The organism is Cupriavidus sp. UME77 (assembly GCF_014170355.1).
GTDB lineage: Bacteria > Pseudomonadota > Gammaproteobacteria > Burkholderiales > Burkholderiaceae > Cupriavidus > Cupriavidus basilensis.
This window is the reverse complement of sequence record NZ_LZZU01000013.1, coordinates 1-18,162: the sequence shown is the minus strand read 5'-3', so window position 1 is coordinate 18,162 and position 18,162 is coordinate 1. Positions and strand designations below refer to the sequence as shown.

General features: G+C 65.0%; 21 protein-coding genes. 10 read left to right on the top strand and 11 right to left on the bottom strand.

Annotation, left to right across the window (positions count from 1 at the left end):
• A complete protein-coding gene (locus A9975_RS05735) occupies positions 1-675 on the top strand; it encodes a heavy metal response regulator transcription factor (RefSeq protein ID WP_150991420.1) in 675 nt (224 codons plus the stop codon).
• Entirely contained in the window at positions 675-2,099 is a 1,425-nt protein-coding gene (locus A9975_RS05730; protein ID WP_183031785.1) for a heavy metal sensor histidine kinase, read from the top strand. Before A9975_RS05735 ends, A9975_RS05730 begins: the two co-directional genes overlap by 1 nt.
• 16 nt (positions 2,100-2,115) lie before the next feature.
• Here the strand turns inward: A9975_RS05730 and A9975_RS05725 are convergent, their stop codons facing one another.
• The 8 genes from A9975_RS05725 to A9975_RS05690 all read right to left on the bottom strand — a co-directional run bounded on the left by A9975_RS05725 (position 2,116) and on the right by A9975_RS05690 (position 8,082).
• Complete coding sequence (locus A9975_RS05725; RefSeq protein WP_183031784.1) at positions 2,116-2,757, bottom strand: LysE family translocator; 642 nt, start codon at positions 2,755-2,757, stop codon at positions 2,116-2,118.
• Between the two features lie 112 nt (positions 2,758-2,869).
• Positions 2,870-3,988, bottom strand: a complete 1,119-nt coding sequence (locus A9975_RS05720; protein WP_183031783.1) for a nitronate monooxygenase family protein — start codon at positions 3,986-3,988, stop codon at positions 2,870-2,872.
• Positions 3,989-4,080: 92 nt separating this feature from the next.
• Positions 4,081-5,256 carry a YbfB/YjiJ family MFS transporter gene (locus tag A9975_RS05715; RefSeq protein ID WP_255503077.1) on the bottom strand — a complete coding sequence of 392 codons (1,176 nt, stop codon included), beginning with the start codon at positions 5,254-5,256 and terminating at the stop codon, positions 4,081-4,083.
• Positions 5,249-6,133: a LysR substrate-binding domain-containing protein gene (locus A9975_RS05710; RefSeq protein ID WP_183031782.1), complete on the bottom strand. Its 885-nt coding sequence runs from the start codon at positions 6,131-6,133 to the stop codon at positions 5,249-5,251. Before A9975_RS05710 ends, A9975_RS05715 begins: the two co-directional genes overlap by 8 nt.
• A 169-nt stretch (positions 6,134-6,302) precedes the next feature.
• Complete coding sequence (locus A9975_RS05705) at positions 6,303-6,632, bottom strand: hypothetical protein (RefSeq protein WP_183031781.1); 330 nt, start codon at positions 6,630-6,632, stop codon at positions 6,303-6,305.
• Positions 6,633-6,744: 112 nt separating this feature from the next.
• The gene (locus tag A9975_RS05700) at positions 6,745-6,999 is read right to left on the bottom strand and encodes a hypothetical protein (protein WP_183031780.1); all 255 of its coding nucleotides are present in this window, start codon (positions 6,997-6,999) and stop codon (positions 6,745-6,747) included.
• 238 nt (positions 7,000-7,237) lie between these two features.
• Entirely contained in the window at positions 7,238-7,465 is a 228-nt protein-coding gene (locus A9975_RS05695) for a helix-turn-helix transcriptional regulator (protein ID WP_183031779.1), read from the bottom strand.
• A gap of 38 nt (positions 7,466-7,503) precedes the next feature.
• Positions 7,504-8,082 carry a DUF2975 domain-containing protein gene (locus A9975_RS05690; RefSeq protein WP_183031778.1) on the bottom strand — a complete coding sequence of 193 codons (579 nt, stop codon included), beginning with the start codon at positions 8,080-8,082 and terminating at the stop codon, positions 7,504-7,506.
• A gap of 99 nt (positions 8,083-8,181) precedes the next feature.
• On the opposite strand from A9975_RS05690, the gene A9975_RS05685 reads away from it, so the two are divergent.
• Entirely contained in the window at positions 8,182-8,787 is a 606-nt protein-coding gene (locus A9975_RS05685) for a porin family protein (protein WP_183031777.1), read from the top strand.
• Positions 8,788-8,943: 156 nt separating this feature from the next.
• Positions 8,944-9,321 (top strand): DUF4156 domain-containing protein, encoded by a 378-nt coding sequence (locus A9975_RS05680; RefSeq protein ID WP_183031776.1) that lies wholly within the window; start codon positions 8,944-8,946, stop codon positions 9,319-9,321.
• A 15-nt stretch (positions 9,322-9,336) separates the two neighbouring features.
• Here A9975_RS05680 and ppk1 read toward each other — a convergent pair whose 3' ends face one another.
• Complete coding sequence (gene ppk1 / locus A9975_RS05675) at positions 9,337-11,499, bottom strand: polyphosphate kinase 1 (RefSeq protein WP_183031775.1); 2,163 nt, start codon at positions 11,497-11,499, stop codon at positions 9,337-9,339.
• A gap of 287 nt (positions 11,500-11,786) precedes the next feature.
• On the opposite strand from ppk1, the gene A9975_RS05670 reads away from it, so the two are divergent.
• Together A9975_RS05670 and A9975_RS05665 are read left to right on the top strand one after the other, a co-directional pair.
• On the top strand, positions 11,787-12,428 hold the full coding sequence (locus A9975_RS05670; RefSeq protein WP_183031774.1) for a DsbA family oxidoreductase: 642 nt from the start codon (positions 11,787-11,789) through the stop codon (positions 12,426-12,428).
• A gap of 226 nt (positions 12,429-12,654) precedes the next feature.
• Entirely contained in the window at positions 12,655-12,840 is a 186-nt protein-coding gene (locus A9975_RS05665) for a hypothetical protein (protein WP_150991478.1), read from the top strand.
• 192 nt (positions 12,841-13,032) lie between these two features.
• Here the strand turns inward: A9975_RS05665 and A9975_RS05660 are convergent, their stop codons facing one another.
• The gene (locus A9975_RS05660; protein ID WP_183031773.1) at positions 13,033-14,073 is read right to left on the bottom strand and encodes an AraC family transcriptional regulator; all 1,041 of its coding nucleotides are present in this window, start codon (positions 14,071-14,073) and stop codon (positions 13,033-13,035) included.
• 273 nt (positions 14,074-14,346) lie between these two features.
• Here A9975_RS05660 and A9975_RS05655 point away from each other — a divergent pair, with 273 nt between their 5' ends.
• From A9975_RS05655 to A9975_RS05640, 4 genes are all read left to right on the top strand, one after another.
• Positions 14,347-14,622, top strand: coding sequence for a hypothetical protein (locus A9975_RS05655; RefSeq protein WP_370563959.1), 276 nt, complete (start codon positions 14,347-14,349; stop codon positions 14,620-14,622).
• 12 nt (positions 14,623-14,634) lie between these two features.
• Positions 14,635-15,477: a TauD/TfdA family dioxygenase gene (locus tag A9975_RS05650; protein ID WP_183031772.1), complete on the top strand. Its 843-nt coding sequence runs from the start codon at positions 14,635-14,637 to the stop codon at positions 15,475-15,477.
• 53 nt (positions 15,478-15,530) lie between these two features.
• Positions 15,531-16,589, top strand: coding sequence for a 3-keto-5-aminohexanoate cleavage protein (locus A9975_RS05645; protein ID WP_183031771.1), 1,059 nt, complete (start codon positions 15,531-15,533; stop codon positions 16,587-16,589).
• A 255-nt stretch (positions 16,590-16,844) separates the two neighbouring features.
• Complete coding sequence (locus A9975_RS05640; RefSeq protein ID WP_183031770.1) at positions 16,845-17,837, top strand: tripartite tricarboxylate transporter substrate binding protein; 993 nt, start codon at positions 16,845-16,847, stop codon at positions 17,835-17,837.
• Between the two features lie 166 nt (positions 17,838-18,003).
• On the opposite strand, the gene A9975_RS05635 is transcribed toward A9975_RS05640, so the two are convergent.
• On the bottom strand, positions 18,004-18,162 hold a 159-nt coding region (locus A9975_RS05635; RefSeq protein WP_183031769.1), incomplete at its 5' end, for a transposase.

Here is an 18,162-nt window from a genome sequence, read left to right as displayed (position 1 = left end):
ATGAGAATTCTGGTGGTGGAGGATGAGCCCAAGACGGGCGAGTACCTGCGCAAGGGGCTGACCGAATCGTCCTTCGTGGTCGACCTGGCGGTGACCGGCGCCGATGGCCTGCACCAGGCGCTGGAGGTGGTGTACGACCTGGTCATCCTTGATGTGATGCTGCCCGGCATGAACGGCTGGGACGTGCTCAAGCAACTGCGCGAGCACAAGGACACACCGGTGCTGTTCCTGACCGCGCGCGATGAAGTGGAGGACCGCGTGCGCGGGCTGGAGCTGGGAGGTGACGACTATCTGGCCAAGCCCTTCGCCTTTGTCGAGCTGCTGGCGCGGGTGCGCACCTTGCTGCGGCGCGGCCCGGTGCGCGAGGCCGACCGCATCGAGATCGAAGACCTGGAGATCGACCTGATCCGTCACCGCGTGACGCGCGCCGGCCGGCGCATCGAGCTGACGCCGCGCGAATTTTCCCTGCTGCATTTCCTGGCGCGCCGTCACACCGAGGTGCTGAGCCGTACCCAGATCGCCTCCCATGTATGGGACATGAACTTCGATAGCGATACCAATGTGGTGGATGTGGCGGTGCGCCGCCTGCGCGCCAAGATGGACGACGATTTCCAGCCCAAGCTGATCCACACCGTGCGTGGCATGGGCTATGTGCTGGAGCGTCGGGAACCCTGATGCGCAGGCTCTCGCTCACAGCCCGCCTGGCGCTAGCCTTTGGCCTGGTGGCCGCGATCGTGTTTGGCGGCGCGGGCGCTTACCTCTACCGCGCGCTGGCCATGCAGGTGATAGAGCGCGACGACGCGGAGCTGCTGCGCAAGGTGGCGCGCGCGCGGGCCGAGCTGATGGAGCAGGGCGCCCGGCCCGACAGCGACTGGCGGGAAGTGGCCGGCGTGGTGTCCGGCAACGATGAGTTTGCGCTGGTGGTGCGCGCCGCTGGCGGCGCCGTGCTGCTCGCGGCCAATGCCGGCGAAGGGCCGCCCGCCTTGCAGCCGGTGGCGCCGGATGCGCCGCTTGGGCCCGAAGCGATCCGTGCCTGGACCACGCGGCAGGGCTACCCGGTGCATGGCGTGCAGGCGCTGGTCCCTGTCGGTCCAGGCACTGCTGGCACTGGCGCCGTCACGCAGACGCTGGCCTTCACGCTCTACCAGACCGCCATCTCCCGCACAACGTTGCTGCGCGCATACCGCGCGAGGCTGCTGTTGACGGGGCTGCTGGGCACGCTGGCCGTGGCCGGGCTTGGCTACCTGGTGCTGCGCGCCGGCATGGCGCCGCTGCGGCGCATCGCCGCCGGGGCATCGTCGGTCACGGTGCGGCGGCTCGAGCTGCCGATCGACCCGGCGCGGCTGCCGCCCGAACTGGCGGAACTGGCTGCGGCCCTGCAACAGATGATGGACCGGTTGCGGGATGGCTTCGAACGCCTTTCCCAGTTTTCCGCGGACCTGGCGCACGACTTCCGCACGCCCATCGGCAACCTGCTCGGGCAGAGCCAGGTCGCGCTGTCTAGCGAGCGCAGCGCCGACGAATACCAGGCGCTGCTGGCGTCCAATATCGAGGAATATGAACGCCTGGCCCGCATGATCGAAAACATGCTGTTTCTTGCGCGGGCCGAGAACGCCCGCGTGGCGGTCAAGCCGGTGCGCCTGGACCTGGCGCGCGAACTGGGCGCGCTGTCCGACTATTTCGAGGGGCTGGCGGAGGCGAGCGGCGTGGCGATCGCGGTGGATGGCGGGGGCGCCGTGCTGGCAGATCCGCTGCTGCTGCGGCGCGCGGTCAGCAACCTGGTGGCCAATGCCATCCGCTACACACCCGCCGGGCAGACGGTGGTGATGGCGGCACGCACCGGCCCCGCAGGCAGCCGTATCGAAGTGCGCAACCCCGGGGCCGGCATCGCGCCGGAACACCTGTCCAAGCTGTTCGACCGCTTCTTTCGCGGCGATCCTGCCCGCGCCAACTCGGGAGAGTCGGCGGGAATCGGCCTGGCCATCGTGAAGTCCATCATGGACTTGCACCATGGGCACGTCGAGGTGGAGTCCGAAGTCGGGGGAACCACGGTCTTCAGGCTGCTGTTTCCGGCGAGCATCGCAGATCCCGCGTCTTAGGGTGCCGCTGCCGGAGTTACTGGCGCAGCGAGGTGAGCAGCCGGATGCCGAGCAGCGCCATCACCCCGCCGGCCGCGCGATCCAGCCACAGCTTGAAGCGCAGGTAGAACGCACGCGGCCTGGCGGAGGAGAGCGCGATCGCCACGATGGCGTACCAGCCCGTCTCGATGGCAAAGACCATCAGCGGCAGCGCCAGCAGCAGCGAAGCCGGCACCTGGGCGGGCAACAGCGCGGCAAACACGCTGGCGTAGACCACCGCCGTCTTGGGGTTGCTCAGCTGCGTGGCGAAGCCGCTCAGCAAGACACGCCCGCGCCCCGTGGCGGGCGCTCCACCGCCTGCAGCTGCGCCGGCCGCCATTGCCAGGGGCGCGCTGGCGCCACGCCAGATGCGCACGCCCAGATACACCAGGTAGATGCCGCCGCCCACTTTCATTGCCATGTACAGCCAGGGCACCGCCGTCAGCAGCAGCTTGAGCCCGAGCAGCGCGGCCGCGGCAAACACCACGCCGCCCAGCCCCATGCCCAGCGCCATGCAGAGCGCATCGGCGCGGGAGCGGGCAATGGCGGCGCGTGCCACCATGACGAAGCTAGGGCCGGGGCTGACCGCGCCGAGCGCCAGCGCGCCGCCAATGGCCAATGTCGATGTGAATGCGTCCATGGGTTTGTCTCGTCAGGAAGGAGGGGATCCGCTGCGGGCTAGCATGAGGCCGATGCGCGTGGCGAAATGGTAGCAGCAAGACGCACGCGCCGCCGGCTTCGGCAGGCCCCGCTCAGTTAGCGCCGAATCCCGCCCCGCTCAGTGCCGCAATCGTCTGCGCCAGTTCCTCGCGCAGTGTCGCCACGAGTTGCGCCGCCGGCAGGGCGCGCGCCAGCGGCGCGGCTTGCCCGGCCCATTGCGCGGCGTAGTCCGCGCTGCCGCGCGCCTTGGCTGCCGCATGCAGGGCCTTGCCGGCGTCGTAGGTGATGGGGTAGTCGGGGATCGCCGGGCGGTCCGCCGCCTCGCCCAGCGCCGTCAGCCGGTTGACGAAGCCGCGCGCGGCCCGGCCGGAAATGGAGCGGGTCAGCGTGGTGCTGGCCGGCCGGTCCGCCAGTAGGGCGGCGCGGTAGGGCGCGTCGGCCACGGTCTCCGGGCAGGCCACGAAGGCGGTGCCGAGCTGCGCGGCCTGCGCGCCCAGCGCCAGGGCCGCCGCAATGCCGGCGCCGTCCATGATGCCGCCGGTGGCGATCACGGGCAGGGCAGTATGGCGGACCAGCAGCCGCACCAGCGCCAGGGTGCCGAGCCCTTCGTCATGTCCTTCGGGCTTGAACGTGCCGCGGTGGCCGCCGGCTTCCACGCCCTGGGCAACGATGGCATCGACGCCGGCAGCGGCGATCTGCCGCGCTTCGTCCAGGCTGGTAGCCGTGGCCATCAGGAAGATGCCGGCGGCTTGCAGCGCCTCGATCCAGGCCTGCGGCGGCAAGCCGAAATGGAAGCTCACTACCGCGGGCCGCTCCTCCAGCAGCATCGCGTACATGGCGTCGTCGGCGACAAAGCTGGTGTAGATCTCGCGCAGGCTGGCGGGCGGCGTGGCGCCGAATTCGGCGAAGCTCGGCGCCAGGTAGGCCAGCCATTGCGCCTCGCGCGCGGGGTTGGCGACGGCGGGAGCGTGGCAGAACAGGTTGATGTTGAAGGGCTTGTCCGTTAGCGCACGGGTTTCGCGGATGGTCTTGCGGGCACCCTCGGCGTCCATGGCGCCGACGCCGAGCGAGCCCAGGCCGCCGGCATTCGACACTGTCGCGGCAAGGGCCGGTGTGCTGACGCCCGCCATCGGTGCCTGGATGATCGGGGTGGTAAGGCCGAGCCGGGAGAGCAGCGTGCGTGCTGGCGTGGCGTGGATGGGGTTGGTCATTGACGGGCTCCTCGTTTGCTCGTTAACAGGCGGATTTTGGGGTGGGTGCTGTGGGGTGGGTTCCGTGCCGCGCGCCGGGCGTGCGATGGCCTTCACAGGAAGCAGAACACGGCAGATGCCAGCAGCGCGGCAGCGGCGGCGGCAAGCGGGCCGCTGAAGCTATGGCTGTGCGCCATCAGCGCATCGGATACCAGCGGGCCGGCAATCTGGCCTACGCCATAGGCGGCGGTCATGATGGCAAGCAGGTTGAATGTCACGCGGTGGGCCACGCGTTTCGCGGCGGGCATGGCGATGGTCACGGTGCCAACGAAGGTGCCGCCCACCAGCAGCGCGCTAGCCAGGTAGGCCACGGCCGAGTGGCTGAGCGCGGGCAGGATCACGCCCACCGCCTGCACCAGCAGGTTGAGCGCGAGCGCGCGCCGCGTGCCAAGGCGGCCGTGCAGCGCATGCCAGAGAAAACACGAAGGTGCCGCGCCAAGCCCGAAGGCGGCCCAGATATGGATCGGGTCGACGTGGCCGAGCGCATCGCGCACAAAGAGCGGCAGGTAGGTTGCCGTGACGATGTAGCCGAACCCCGCCAGCCCGTAGCTGGCCACCAGCGGCCACGGACCAGGGCCGTTGGCATTGGCCTCATCCGTGGCACTGGCAGTGGCATGCGGCTGGGGTGCCGGCACGCGGCCCGCTAGATACGGCCATGCCAGCGAGCTCAGCACAGCGGCGCCACCGCCGATGGCCAGCCACAGCAAAGGACTGTGCCAACCGGCCAGGTTGCCGGCGGCAATGAGCTCGGCGGACAGCAGGATGCCGGCACCGACGCCCGAGAACAACAGCGGCGCGCCATGCGGATGTCCTACCACCTGGAACAGCCACACGGACGCGCAGATCAGCGCGATGGCGCTGAGCACGCCCGCCAGGAAGCGCACGCCGATAAAGAACCAGGGCGCGGCCGGCACTGCCAGTGCCAGCAGGCACAGGGCGGTGCCGAAGAGCGCGATGCGGCAAAAGCGCGGCGCAGCGCGCTGCGGCATGCGGCTGACCGCGAGGGCGCCCACGAGATAGCCTGCATAGTTTGCGGATGCGGCCAGCGAGCCGGCACTGACGCTCAGCAGGCCGTCGCGCACCATCAGCGGATACATGCCGGTAAACGCAAAGCGCCCGAAACCCATACCCACCGCCAGCACCAGCGCGGCGGCCAGTGAGGGCATCCAGGGTGCCATGGTCTTGCCGAAGGATTGCGGCGCTGCTGTGACGGTCCGGATCCTAGCCATGCTGCAGCTCCTGGAGAAACGCCGCGTATGCCGACGTGGCAAAACCCGAACGGCGCACCAGCAAGGTATGCGCGACTCGCACGGGCACGGTTTGCAGGCTTGCGGCATCGGGGTGCAGCGCCAGCAGCGACCTTGGCAGGATGGCCACGGCCGAGCCCGCCGTCACGCAGGCCAGGATCGCGTGGTAAGACGCCAGTTCCAGCACGTTCAGCGCCAGCCGGGGGCCCTCGCCGCTGGCGAGCCAGGCCTCGGCACACAGGCGATATGTGCAGCCACGCGAGAACGTGGCCAGGCTGCGCAGCTTGATGTCCTGCGGCGTGCGCACCGGCGGATGGCTGTGCGGCAGCACCAGCAGCAGTTCTTCCGAGAACAGGAACGTGCCTTCCAGGCCGGGGCCGAGCACGTCCATGTCGAGCGTGTCCGGCGCGCCCTCGGAGGGATGGGCCACCACGGCGCAGTCGATGCGATGCGCCAGCAGCGCGTCGATCAAGGCTTGCGTGGTGCCGGTCTGGATCTCGATCCGCACGTCCGGCCATTTGCCGTGATAGCGCGCCAGCGGGCGGGGCAGCCGGCTGGCGGCCGAGCTTTCCATGCTGCCCACGCGCAGCGTGCCCGAGGGCGCATCGTCGCGCATGGATTGGCGGGCCTCCTCGGCCAGCGCCAGCAGCCGCTCGGTGTAGCCCAGGAAGCGCTGGCCTTGCGGCGTCAGGGTCATGCGCTTGCTGTCGCGCAGGAACAGGGCGACGCCGAGCTCCTCTTCGAGCTGCTTGACGCGCGTGGTGACATTCGACTGCACGCGGTCCAGGGTCTTGGCCGCCCGCGTGATGCTTTCTTCAAGCGCAACGGCTCGGAAAATCTCAAGTTCGGCCAGATCCACGGCAATCCTTTGGTTGAAATTGGTTCTTAAAAAGAGAACGAATTTCAATTAACTATCATCGATAGGGAATGATAAGTCAAGAAAGCCATGATGGCAGTGGGGTGGGGCGAAGCGGGAAGGACATGCCGGCGAACAACGCCGTGGCCCGCCGTGTACCCAAGCCGTGGGACTAATGCGGATCCTGATATTGCGAGGGTTGGGGTTGCGCGGGTTGCTGCGGCGAATGCCGCTGCGCCGGTGCCGGCCGCGCCAGGAGCGCACGGATCGACGCAAGGTAGCAGTCTCCAACCTCCCGGCTGGCCCGGTTCGACTGGGCGCGCAGGGTGCGGCGGGCCGGTGGCGTGATGTTCAGGCTGCGGCAGATCGTTGACAGGTAGGGCTTGCGGTCTCCCGCCAGCCGCTGTGCCGCGGCTTGCACCGCCGCATCGCCTACGCGTTCGCGCAACCAGGCCAGGACCTGCCTGTCGTATTCGTTCTGTACCCGGACCAGGTGTTCCATGATCGGCTCCCGTAGATACTGTTCATCCATACAGTTACTGTAAATATATACAGTAATCTGGTTTTTTCAAGGATGAATGCCGAGGAGCAGATACGGGCCACCGCCCAGAGGGCTACAGGACCATGCAGGCGGCGGCGCTGGCGCCTGCACGTTGCGCCAGGCAGGCGGGCGCGGCGGGCGGCCTCTCCAGGTGGCGGCGCTGGCTTGCAGGCAGGTTCTCTTCCGGGGGCTTGCTGGCTGGGCGCGCGTCATGCCGCGGCGGGTGGTTGTCGCGCAGGGCCGGATGGTGCTTTTCCACCCAACGCGCCGCTCTCCAGAGCGCGAAGATGCAGGCAACCGCATAACTGCAGTAAATGAGGATCAGCATAAGCACCTGGCTTCGCGCCCGCTTGGGGGCGAGTAGTTCAAGAAAGTGCGAGTATGCGCAAGATCACTCACAACGCGGTATCACTCGATTGGGGGGAGCCAGGTGGCCGCGCGGGCCGTAAGGCCAGGCGGGTGGCCGATCTAGCGCCGATCTGGCGGAAATGCGGCAGGGGGGGCGAGACAATTGTTTGCAGTTCGCCTGGCCAGCGCGGGCCGCGCTGGCGGGATAGGCCAGGCGCTCAGGCCTGATCTTCGCCAGGCATATCGGCGCGGTACTCCAGCAGGTCGCCCGGCTGGCAATTCAGCGCCTCGCAGATTTTCTCCAGCGTATCGAAACGGATGCCCTTGACCTTGCCGGATTTCAGCAACGAGAGATTGGGCTCGGTGATGCCGATGTACTGGGCGAGCTCGCGCGATTTCATCTTGCGCTCAGCAAGCAGGACGTCAAGCCGGACGAGGATAGTCATAGGGTCAGGGTGCCTCAAACGCAAACGCAAACGCAAACTCAAACAAAGCTCTCATTCTCCAGCGCGACGCGCGCGGCCTCGACCATCGCCCAGGCGATGGCCAGCAGCAAGCCGCCCAGCAAGCCCAGCATCACGTCGCCGAAGGTGAGGATCACCACCATGTAGGGGCCGTTGGCAGCCGTGCTGGCCAGGGTCATGGCCAGCAGTGTTTTGGTGAGCGGAACCACAACGCTGAGCGCCGTCACCACCAGCGCCACGCGGCGCAGGCGCACGGCCGTCTGCAGGGTAAGGACCGCGCCGCCCGCCAGGGCCGCGAATAGCCTGTGCGCTTGTATCAGTCCACTAACCAGCAAAGCCGTGGCCGCGCTCGTGATGGCCAGCCCGAGCAGCCGGTACGGCATCGACACCAGCAACTGCCCGCCTGGCGCAGGCCCGGCCAGGAACGCGCGCAGGTTCCGGTCCAGCTCCGCATCGGGAAGCAAGAACCAGAAGGCGATCAGGCCTGCCGTCACCACGACGGCGCAGCACAGTGTCAGCCACTGCATGCGGCGCGCGATGACGCTAACGCGCGTTAGCGCGCCATCAGCGGGCAAGGGAAGGGAAAGGGGGTTCGGCATGCCGGTCTCCTGAAGGGATTGCGCATGGCAAAAAATTACTGTAAAACAGCAAAGTATTATCGTTTTACAGAAATTTATATTCGTAGGAGATTAAATTATATGCGTTCTCTCGCCATCCCTGGCCGCCTCCTTCCCATCGCGCCTGCTGCCATGTTGGTGCTTTTGTCGGTTGTGCCGGCGCATGCCGCTGCCGCGGAACCTGCCGCCAACTATTGGTACGTCGGCGGCGACCTCAATATTGCTCGCGACAAAGTCAGTACGAGCGCGCCCGGCTGGGCGGGCGGGTCGTCCAACAACCTTGGGCTTGGCTTGCGGGGCGGCTATCAGTTTTCGCCCTATATGTCGGTCGAAGGCTCGCTGGCCAGCCTTGGCCGTGTCGTGGCCAAGAATGGCAACGCCAACGACAAATTCGACGTGAACGCCTTGTCCGTCAACGTCGTGGGCCATCTGCCCCTGACCGAGCGCTTTTCGCTGCTGGGCATCGCTGGTGTCAACTATATGCATGGCCGGCGCTCGGGCGATCTCGAATCGAGCAACAAGTCGCAGGGGCTCATCAGCCTGGGGGTGGGCGCGTCCTATGCGGTCACGCAGAACTGGCGCTTGCGGATGCAGTACATGAATTACGGCAAGCTCAGCTGGAAGGGCAACGATGCTTCGGTCAAGAGCCAGGCCGTATCGCTTGGCGTGGACTACCTGTTCCGCTGAGGCAGGCGCATCGCGCTGGTGCCAATGACCCCGGGGCCTTGGCGCCGTGGGACGCAGATCATGCGCGCCGCCTTGCCGCGCAAGCGATCGGGCCCGCGGCGCTACCAATACTCCAATACTTCAATACTTCAATACTTCTTCAATACTTCAATTGCCATGACCATCAGGACAATCGCAGGCGTTGCATGGATCGCCGCAAGCTGCGCGCTGGCCGGCTGTGCGCCAACGCAGCTTTCCAGCCCGGCCGCATCGGCGGTCAGGATCACCCACAACGAGCCTGCCGCGGGATGCACCTATCTTGGCGACGTGACCGGCAGCCAGGGCGATTTTGTGCGGGGCGCCATCACGGCCAATGCGGATCTGGAAACCGGTGCACGCAACGACATCAAGAACAAGGCCGCGGCAATGGGCGGCAATCTGGTGTACCTGCTCACCCAGCGCGCAGGGCAGACCGGCGGCAAGGATCGCCTGGAGCAAACCAATGTGACCCTGTCGGGCAACGTGTATCGCTGCGCGTCCCCAGGCGCGCACTAGCGCGCCGAACAGGGATCAGGCCAGCTTCTGCTTGAGGATGTCCTGCGCGGATACCGGATGGCGGCCCCGCTTGTGCCGGTAGTTGCCGTCCGCGTCCATTTCCCAGGTGTCGCGGTTGTCCTTCAGGTAGACCTTCAGCCCTTCTTCGATCACGCGATCCTTGAGGGCTTTGTCCAGCACGGGGAAGCAGACCTCGATGCGCCGGAAGAAGTCGCGGTCCATCCAGTCGGCGCTCGATAGCCGCACGTCTTCGGCCTTGTCGTTGTAGAAGTAGAAAATCCGCGCATGTTCCAGGAACTGGCCAAGCACGGAGCGCACCCGGATATTCTCGGACAGGCCCGCAATGCCAGGACGCAACGCGCAGGCCCCGCGCACGATCAGCTCGATCCGCGCGCCATCGCAGGACGCCTGGTACAGGGCCTGGATGAGCTTGGGCTCCAGCAAGGCGTTCATCTTGGCGATGATCAATCCCTTGCGGCCAGCCTTGGCGTGCTTGCCTTCGCGGCGGATGGCTTCGAGCAGCGCCGCGTGCATGGTGAACGGCGATTGCCAGAAGTGCGCCAGCGTGCCGGGGTGGCCGAGTCCGGTCAGCTGGGAGAACACGTTGGCCACATCGTCGACGAGCGCTTCCTTGCAGGTAAACAGGCCGAAGTCCGTGAAGCTCCTGGCCGTCTGCGAGTGATAGTTGCCGGTGCCGATATGCACGTAGCGCCTGAGCTTCTTGCCTTCGCGCCGCACCACCAAGGCCATCTTGGCGTGGGCCTTGTAGCCAACCACGCCGTACACCACGTGCGCGCCGGCTTCTTCAAGCTGGGCTGCCCAGTTGATATTGGCCTGCTCATCGAAGCGGGCGAGCAGCTCCACCACCACGCTGACTTCCTTGCCCCTGCGCGCGGCGCCGATCAGCGCCTCCAGCAGGGCTGAGTCGTTGCCGGCGCGGTACACCGTCTGCTTGATGGCCATCACCTCCGGATCTTCCGCGGCCTGGCGGATGAAATCCACCACGGGCGAAAACGACTGGTACGGATGGTGCAGCAGGATATCGCCGTCGCGGATGGCGCGGAACATGTCGGGCTGGTCCTGCAGCGCCTTGGGCAGGCCAGGGCGGCACGGCGGGTACTTCAGGTCATCGCGGTCCACGCTGTCAGGAACCGGCAGCAAGCGCACCAGATTGACCGGGCCGTTCACCGAAAACACCTCGGCATCTTCCAGGCCGAACTGGTTTTGCAGGAAGCGGGTCATCTCCTCTGAGCAGTTGTCCGCGACCTCGAGCCGCACCGCATCGCCAAAATGCCGCTGCGGCAACTCGCCCTGCAGCGCATCGCGCAGGTTCTTGATTTCTTCCTCGTCGACGAACAGTTCGCTGTTGCGGGTGACGCGGAACTGATAGCAGCCGCGCACGCGCATGCCGGGAAACAACTCGCAGACGTGGGCATGCAGGATGGACGACAGGAACACGAAGCCGTGTTCGCAGCCGGAAATCTCCTTGGGCAGCAGGATCACGCGGGGCAGGGCCCGGGGCGCCTGCACGATGGCCGCGTTCGCCTCCCGGCCAAAGGCATCCTTGCCTTCGAGTTCCACGGCGAAGTTCAGGCTCTTGTTGAGCACGCGCGGAAACGGGTGCGCCGGATCCAGGCCGATGGGGGTGAGCACCGGCATCAGTTCGCGGAAGAAATAGCTGCGGATCCACTCGCCCTGTTCCTGCGTCCAGTGCGGACGGCGCAGGAAGCGGATTCCCTCGCGGTCCAGGTCCGGAACCAGCACTTCGTTGAACAGGCGGTACTGTTCCGCGACCAGCTTGTGCGTGCGGGCGCTGACAAGCGCGTAGATCTGCCGCACGTCCAGTCCATCCGGGCCGGTGGTCGCTGGCGCCTGCAGCTTGATCTTCTCCTTCAGGCCGGCAACGCGGATCTCGAAGAACTCGTCCAAGTTGCTGCTGAAGATGCAGAGGAAGCGCAATCGCTCCAATAACGGAATGTCGTGGTTCTCGGCCTGGGCGAGTACGCGCCGGTGGAACTCCAGCTGGCTGGCTTCGCGGTTCAGGAATAGCTGCCGTGCGTTGGCGCCGAGGGTGGTGCTGGCACTGGCGAGGAAGTCCGATGGAGCGCCGTGAACGTCTCTCGTTACCAGGGGGAGGGAAGGGGCGATCTCGAGTGGCGCTGCCGAGCCTTCTTCCATGATTCGCTTCAATCCTTCTCTGGGAATGGATCATCGTGCACCGATGACCTGTTGCAAAGATATTACCGCGCGCCGCGCCGCTTGAGGAGTGGGCGCGGTGCACGTTTGCGCGTCTGCGCCAGGGCCGTGTGGTTGGCGGGCCACGGACAGGCGCCGGGGAGGGGCGTCCGGTCGTGGCTGCCTTGCGGGAAAACCCTGAAGGAGTGAGGCACTGCCCCCGGCCCTGCAGCCAATGGAAATTGCAGCTACCCTGTCGCGCAGTGATGGACTGACACCGAGGAAATACAATGCAAAAGACACTGAAAATCGATTTTGTCTCCGACGTCGCGTGCCCGTGGTGCGCCGTTGGCCTGAGTTCGCTGCAACAGGCGCTGGCGCGGCTTGGCGATGCCGTTTCGGCAGAAATCACGCTTCGCCCATTCGAGCTCAATCCGGACATGGGGCCGGGAGGCGAATCGATCCAGGATTACATGGCACGCAAGTATGGCCGCACCGAGGACGAAATCGTGCAGAGCCAGGCCATGATCCGCCAGCGTGGCGCCGATGTCGGATTTGAGTTCGGCTCCCGTACCCGCGTATACAACACGTTCGACGCGCATCGGCTATTGCACTGGGCAAGCCTGGAAGGGCGCCAGCTGCCGCTGAAGATGGCGCTATTCCGTGCGTATTTCACGGAGTCCAAGGATTCCAGCAATCACGAGGTCCTCGTCGAGGCAGCGGCCGCGGCCGGCCTAGACGCCGAAAAGGCACGCACGGTGCTGTCTGGCGACGCGTACGCGGCCCAAGTCCGTGAGATGGAGAAGCACTATCAGGACATGGGCATCCGTTCCGTGCCTTCGATCATCTTCAATGACCAATACCTGGTGAGCGGCGGGCAGCCGGTGGAGGCGTTCGAGAATGCCATTCGGGAGGTGCTGGCAAAAGGCTGAAGGGGCGCAAGGGGCGCATCACTATCCATGACGCTTGCGCCAAGCCCGCAGCCATGGACGCCCTGCGCACGGGGTCCCGGCACGTCGCGCGAGTGAGGAGACCGAGGCTTGCTCGCTGGAAAGCGTTGCCTTTCTGCATACGTACTATCACCTAATGCTGCGCCGCGTCATTTCCTTTGCTATGATTAGGGAAAACCCGATGAGGGTAATCCCTAGAGAGAAAGCCATGAACACGCAAAGCGACATCAAGATGACCGACCAAATGGAACGCGATCTGATCGAGCGCGAACTTGGTCCCCGCAGCCCCAGCCTGGCGGCAGACGTGAAGAGCGCCATCTTCGCCGTCCAGCATATGCTGAGCCGCCTGCAGAACCAGGCACGCAAGGCAAAGATCGTCTACGCGAACGGCTGATCGTTCAGGTAGCGGCATCGCAATGCGGGAAGCGTTTCCCGCGCAGCAAGACCGGCCTATACGCCGCTCCGCCGGAGCGCAGCGTGGGCCGGTTTTTTTTATGGGTGTCTCGCGGGCCGGAACCGCGGCACATTCGCCACGGGGCGTTGCGCCCGCGCATCGCATTGGCGGCGTATCCGATAGCTCCGGTGCTCACTCCCCCGTTGGGCGGTTGACGTCTTCCTGCGAGACGATTTCCCTTCCCTCCATCACCCAGCGCGTCGGCGGTTTCCCGAATTGCCCCCCAAACCACCGCGTGAACGCGCTCACCTCCGAGAATCCAAGCAGATCCGCCGTACGCGATATGGACTGCCGCTGGCTCTGCAGATAGCGCTCGGCCAGTTCGCGCCGCACCTGATTGACCAGGCCCGAGAATGTTTCCCCGCGCTGCTCCAATTGGCGCTGCAGAGTCCTCGGGCTGACACCCAGGTTCTGCGCAACCTGTTCCACCGCACTGCGGCCGCGCGGCAGCAGCAGGTGAATTGCCCGTCGTACGTCAGCCGCCAGGGAGTGCTCCTTCGAGGGCGATCGAAGGTCAAGTAATTCCCTGGCGTATCGGGCCAGGCTGGCATCGGCCAGGGGGTTCACGCGATCCAGATCCTGGCTCGACAAGACCACGCCATCGAATTCGCAGCCAAATTCGACCTGCTGGCCGAACAGGCGACGGTGCACCCGCAGGTCTGCAGGGGCCGCATGCGAAAAGTGCACGCAGCGGGGTTTCCATTGGGCGCCAAGAATGGCGCGGATCAGGCAGAGCACCGCGCCTACGGTCAGCTCCATAGCCTGCCGGCCGGGTTGCTGCCTGCCGGTCAGCAACGTCACTCGCAAGACCGCGATATTCGCATGCTCGGTGAACTGCGTCGCGACGGAGTCGCTGAGCAGGTGGCGATAACGCTCGACCTCGGCCAGTGCATCCCGCAGCGTGGGCTGATGCTGCAGCGTCAGGCTGACCGGGCCGAAGTCGGATAGCCGCCACGATTCGCCCATGAGCAGCCCGAGCGAATGACAGGCAGTGATCCGCGCGGATGTCTCCAGAACCTCCGCAAGCCGGAATTCGGGGATGCGCAGGTCGGGCGTGTGCAGGCATTCCCGGTCCAGGCCGACATGGGAAACCATCTGCACCGGGTCGATACCCGCCGCGCGAGCGATCCCGGAGTACTTCGTGAGGGAGGCGCTGCGAACCAGGACGGTCATAGGGGCTCTTTCTGAAGAGGGATAGTCAGGTTGATCGAAGGCCTCCGCAATCCACCGGTGAAGCCACCGTCGCCCGGCTGCCAGTGTCGGTCATGCATTGCATACGCCGCTGGCGCCGCGCCTGCGTGCAGTGACGCACGCCGGGAAGCGACTGTCATGGATGGTCAACTTCTGGCGTGGCCTGTCAAAGGTCTCGCGCATGCGAGAGCCGACAATCAACCCAGGCCACCGAATGATAGTGGCGGCAGCAACAGACGACAACAGGAGACGGAATTGGCAAAAGCCGTTCGCATGTACGAGGTGGAAGGGCCAGAGGTCCTCCGAGATGAGGACGCCGAGGCTGGCGAGCCGGGTCCCGGCGCGGCGCGAGTCCGGCACGTCAAGGCGGGGCTGAACTACGCCGACACACATTTTCCTGATGGCACCTACCCTGTGCCGCTGCCCAACGACATCGGGATCCATCAGTGCCATGCGCCGCAGGGTGCGGTCCAGGCGTATCGGGACCTGGAGTCGCGCAAGGCCACCGGCTCGTCAATCTTTGTAGTGTAAAGGGAGCTTTCCATGCACGTAGAACCTCTTACCTGCACCATCGGTGCCGAAATCAGCGGCGTCAACCTGGCCGATGCTGCGCGAGACGACGCCTCGCTTGCCGAGATCAAGGCGCTGCTGCTCAAGCACAAGGTGCTGTTTCTGCGGGACCAGGATATCAGCCGTGCCGATCACGTGGCGTTCGCCCGCCGTTTCGGCGAACTGGAGGACCACCCGGTCGCTGGCAGCGACCCGGATCATCCCGGCCTGGTACAGATCTATCGCAGCGACAAGCGCGAGAACTACGAGAACAGCTACCACACCGACGGCAGCTGGCGCGAAACCCCGCCGATGGGCTGCGTCCTGCGTTGCATCGAATGCCCGCCGGTCGGCGGCGATACCATCTGGGTGAACATGGCAGCGGCCTACGAGAACCTGCCCGAAGAAATCAAGGAGCGAATCGCTGGGCTGCGCGCCAAGCATGGCATCGAACATTCATTCGGTGCGGCGATGAGCCCGGAAAATCGCGCCAAGCTTGCCGCGCAGTACCCCATGGTCGAACACCCCGTGGTGCGCACGCATCCGGAGACTGGCGAGAAGGTGCTCTACGTCTGCGGCTTCTCCACGCATTTCGCAAACTTCCATACGCCAGAGAACGTGCGCTACGGACAGGACAAGACCCCGGGCGCGAGCCACCTGCTGAACTACTTGATCAGCCAGGCGGCGATCCCCGAATACCAGGTGCGGTTCCGCTGGCAGCCAAACAGCGTGGCCATTTGGGACAACCGCTGCACCCAGCACTACGCGGTACAGGACTACTGGCCGGCCCCGCGCAAGATGGAGCGCGCAGCCATCATCGGAGACAAGCCGTTCTGAGGCGCGCCAGCCGCCACCAAGCCTTGCCCTACCTTTATCAATGGAGACATGCCGTGAACTACCTCGATGGATCCCTGTTCCCTGAAAACCAGCAGCCGTTGATCATCACTGCGGCACCCTACGCACCGGGTTGGCTGCCGTCCGATTTCCCGGAAGACATCCCCGTGACGATGGAAGACCAGATCCAGAAGGCCGTGGATTGCTACAACGCCGGCGCGACTGTGCTGCACCTGCATGTGCGCGAGCTTGACGGCAAAGGCTCGAAGCGTTTGTCCAAGTTCAACGAGCTGATCGCCGGGGTGCGCAGCGCTGTGCCGGAGATGATTATCCAGGTGGGCGGGTCCATCAGCTTCGCACCCGAAAACGAGGGGGCCGCCGCCAAGTGGCTGTCCGACGACACCCGCCATATGCTTGCCGAACTTGATCCCGTTCCGGACCAGGTGACCGTCACGGTGAACACGTCTCAGATGAACGTGACGGAGCATGCGGAACTCGCGGATTTCAAGGGCACCTCGCGTGAGAACCCCGCGATCTTCGACGCGTACAAGGAAATGACGGTTCCCGCCCAGCCTGGCTGGGTCGAAGAACACATCCGCCGCCTTACCGCCGCCGGCATCCAGAGTGCCTTCCAGTGCTACAACATCAATAGCTTCGAGTCCGTGGAGCGGCTGATTCGGCGTGGTGTCTACAAGGGCCCGCTGGTCATGAATTGGGTGGCAATCAGCGGCGGCATGGATGCGCCCAGCATCTTCAACCTCGCCAACATTGTTCGTGCCGTCCCGGATGGCGCGGTGCTAACCGTTGAAAGCTCTGTGCGCAACGTGCTTCCTGTCAACATGATGGGAGTTGCCTTGGGCCTGCATGTGCGATGCGGGACTGAGGACTGCCTCTGGAACCAGTCGCGCACGGCCAAGATGAGCACGGTGAAGCAGATTGAGCAGTTGGTGCGCATCGCGAGCGAATTCGGCCGCAAAGTGGCAACGGCCCGGGAAGCGCGCGAAATCCAGAAGATCGGCGTGTTCTATGACACGGTCGAGGAGACGCTGGCTGTCAATGGCTTCGCGCCGAACCGCAATGGCGGCAACCAAGGCTTCCTGCGCAAGGCCGCCTGACTCGGGCCGGTTGGAACTGACCGGCAGGTGAGGGTGCCAGCGCTTGCGCGGCGTGGTGCCAGGGGGCACGCCTGCATGTCAAGCCTGGCTATCTTATTATGGTCAGTTTGTTTATGTCGACAATAAAAAACATGACTGCTATGATCGTGCCGAAGACAGCCTGGGACAGCTAGGGATAGCTTGTCGCGCAGTTGGCCTCGGTGAGGCCGACAGCACTTGGCGGGCTGGATAGTAGTCAAAAAAAATGGGGAGACGATGTCAATACTGAAAAAGCTGCTCGCAGCTGCGTTGTGCGCCGAGACAATCATTGCCTTATGCGCGCCAGGCCCGGTCCAGGCACAGGAAGCCTGGCCGGCGCGCCCGATTCAAATGATCGTGCCGTCGTCTGCCGGATCGGGAACCGATGCGCTGGCGCGGGTCATGGCGCAGCGCCTTTCCGAATCACTGAAGCAGGCTGTGGTCGTGGAGAACCGGCCGGGTGGCAGCGGGGTGATCGGGACCAACGCCGTCCTCAAGGCGGCGCCGGATGGCTACACGATTCTCTACACAACGGCGTCCAACATGGTGGTGGCGCCGGCAGTCATCAAGTCCATTTCCCAAGAGGCACGAAAGAGCCTCATGCCGATCGCGCAGACGGCCGTGGGTGGCGTGCTGCTACTGGTGAGCCCGGATCTGCCGGTGTCCGACTTGCCCGGGCTTATCGAGTTCGTGAAGGCGAATCCGGATAAGTACAGCTATGGCAGCTGGGGCACCGGCTCATCCGCGCACTTGACGATGGAGTGGTTGAAGAAACAGACCGGCATGAAGACCGAACACGTTGCATACCGGACCTCCAGTCAACTGCTCACCGAGCTTTCCTCGGGTGTGCTTAAGATCGGCTGGACCGATCCGAGCGTGGCGGTGCCGTTCCTGCGTTCGGGGAAGGTGCGCGGCATTGCCATTGTGGGCAATGTGCGGTCTCCCCAGCTCGCCAACGTCAAGACGCTGGGTGAACAGGGCTACAAGTTCAGTACGGTGGGGTGGTTCGGCATGTTCGCGCCGGCCGGAACGAGTCCCGTGATCGTGAAGCGGCTGGCGGATGAGGTCAACAAGGTGCAGGCGTTGCCGGAGATCGCGGCCCTGATGAAGAAACAGAACTTCGAGCCGCCGCCGGTAAAGTCCTCCGCGCAGTTGGGCGAAATTGTCCAGAACGATCTGCAAGTCTGGACGAAGATCGCCAACGACGCAGGGATCAAGCTTGACGAATAAACTGTACCGTGCGCTAAGGATGGTGTTCAAAACGACGTCAGCAGGTTCGTGCTGACAGTGTGAGCGTGACAAGATGCATTTGATGAGCGCTTCGGCCAGAATTCGGCACCGGCTTCGGCATCATCACCGGCGTTGTCGCCCGCGTTTCGCGTCGGCGAAGGCGCACTCATCCTTTGGCGCCCGGCTGCAGTCGATGGCGCATCATCCACAGATTGCTCAAGGCAAACAGCGTCTGCAGTTGCTGCGTGTTCTTCATCAAGCCACGGTAGCGCACCTTCATGTGGCCGAACTGGCGCTTGATGATGCGAAACGGGTGCTCCACCTT

Excerpts from the sequence above, each read along its gene's own strand:
- A9975_RS05640 (WP_183031770.1), top strand. The coding sequence starts at position 16,845 with ATGTCAATACTGAAAAAGCTGCTCGCAGCTGCGTTGTGCGCCGAGACA.
- A9975_RS05705 (WP_183031781.1), bottom strand. The coding sequence starts at position 6,632 with ATGGAACACCTGGTCCGGGTACAGAACGAATACGACAGGCAGGTCCTG.
- A9975_RS05665 (WP_150991478.1), top strand. The coding sequence starts at position 12,655 with ATGAACACGCAAAGCGACATCAAGATGACCGACCAAATGGAACGCGAT.
- A9975_RS05670 (WP_183031774.1), top strand. The coding sequence starts at position 11,787 with ATGCAAAAGACACTGAAAATCGATTTTGTCTCCGACGTCGCGTGCCCG.
- ppk1 (WP_183031775.1), bottom strand. The coding sequence starts at position 11,499 with ATGGAAGAAGGCTCGGCAGCGCCACTCGAGATCGCCCCTTCCCTCCCC.
- A9975_RS05700 (WP_183031780.1), bottom strand. The coding sequence starts at position 6,999 with ATGCTGATCCTCATTTACTGCAGTTATGCGGTTGCCTGCATCTTCGCG.
- A9975_RS05680 (WP_183031776.1), top strand. The coding sequence starts at position 8,944 with ATGACCATCAGGACAATCGCAGGCGTTGCATGGATCGCCGCAAGCTGC.
- A9975_RS05660 (WP_183031773.1), bottom strand. The coding sequence starts at position 14,073 with ATGACCGTCCTGGTTCGCAGCGCCTCCCTCACGAAGTACTCCGGGATC.
- A9975_RS05720 (WP_183031783.1), bottom strand. The coding sequence starts at position 3,988 with ATGACCAACCCCATCCACGCCACGCCAGCACGCACGCTGCTCTCCCGG.
- A9975_RS05725 (WP_183031784.1), bottom strand. The coding sequence starts at position 2,757 with ATGGACGCATTCACATCGACATTGGCCATTGGCGGCGCGCTGGCGCTC.
- A9975_RS05735 (WP_150991420.1), top strand. The coding sequence starts at position 1 with ATGAGAATTCTGGTGGTGGAGGATGAGCCCAAGACGGGCGAGTACCTG.
- A9975_RS05715 (WP_255503077.1), bottom strand. The coding sequence starts at position 5,256 with ATGGCTAGGATCCGGACCGTCACAGCAGCGCCGCAATCCTTCGGCAAG.
- A9975_RS05695 (WP_183031779.1), bottom strand. The coding sequence starts at position 7,465 with ATGACTATCCTCGTCCGGCTTGACGTCCTGCTTGCTGAGCGCAAGATG.
- A9975_RS05730 (WP_183031785.1), top strand. The coding sequence starts at position 675 with ATGCGCAGGCTCTCGCTCACAGCCCGCCTGGCGCTAGCCTTTGGCCTG.
- A9975_RS05650 (WP_183031772.1), top strand. The coding sequence starts at position 14,635 with ATGCACGTAGAACCTCTTACCTGCACCATCGGTGCCGAAATCAGCGGC.
- A9975_RS05685 (WP_183031777.1), top strand. The coding sequence starts at position 8,182 with ATGCGTTCTCTCGCCATCCCTGGCCGCCTCCTTCCCATCGCGCCTGCT.
- A9975_RS05690 (WP_183031778.1), bottom strand. The coding sequence starts at position 8,082 with ATGCCGAACCCCCTTTCCCTTCCCTTGCCCGCTGATGGCGCGCTAACG.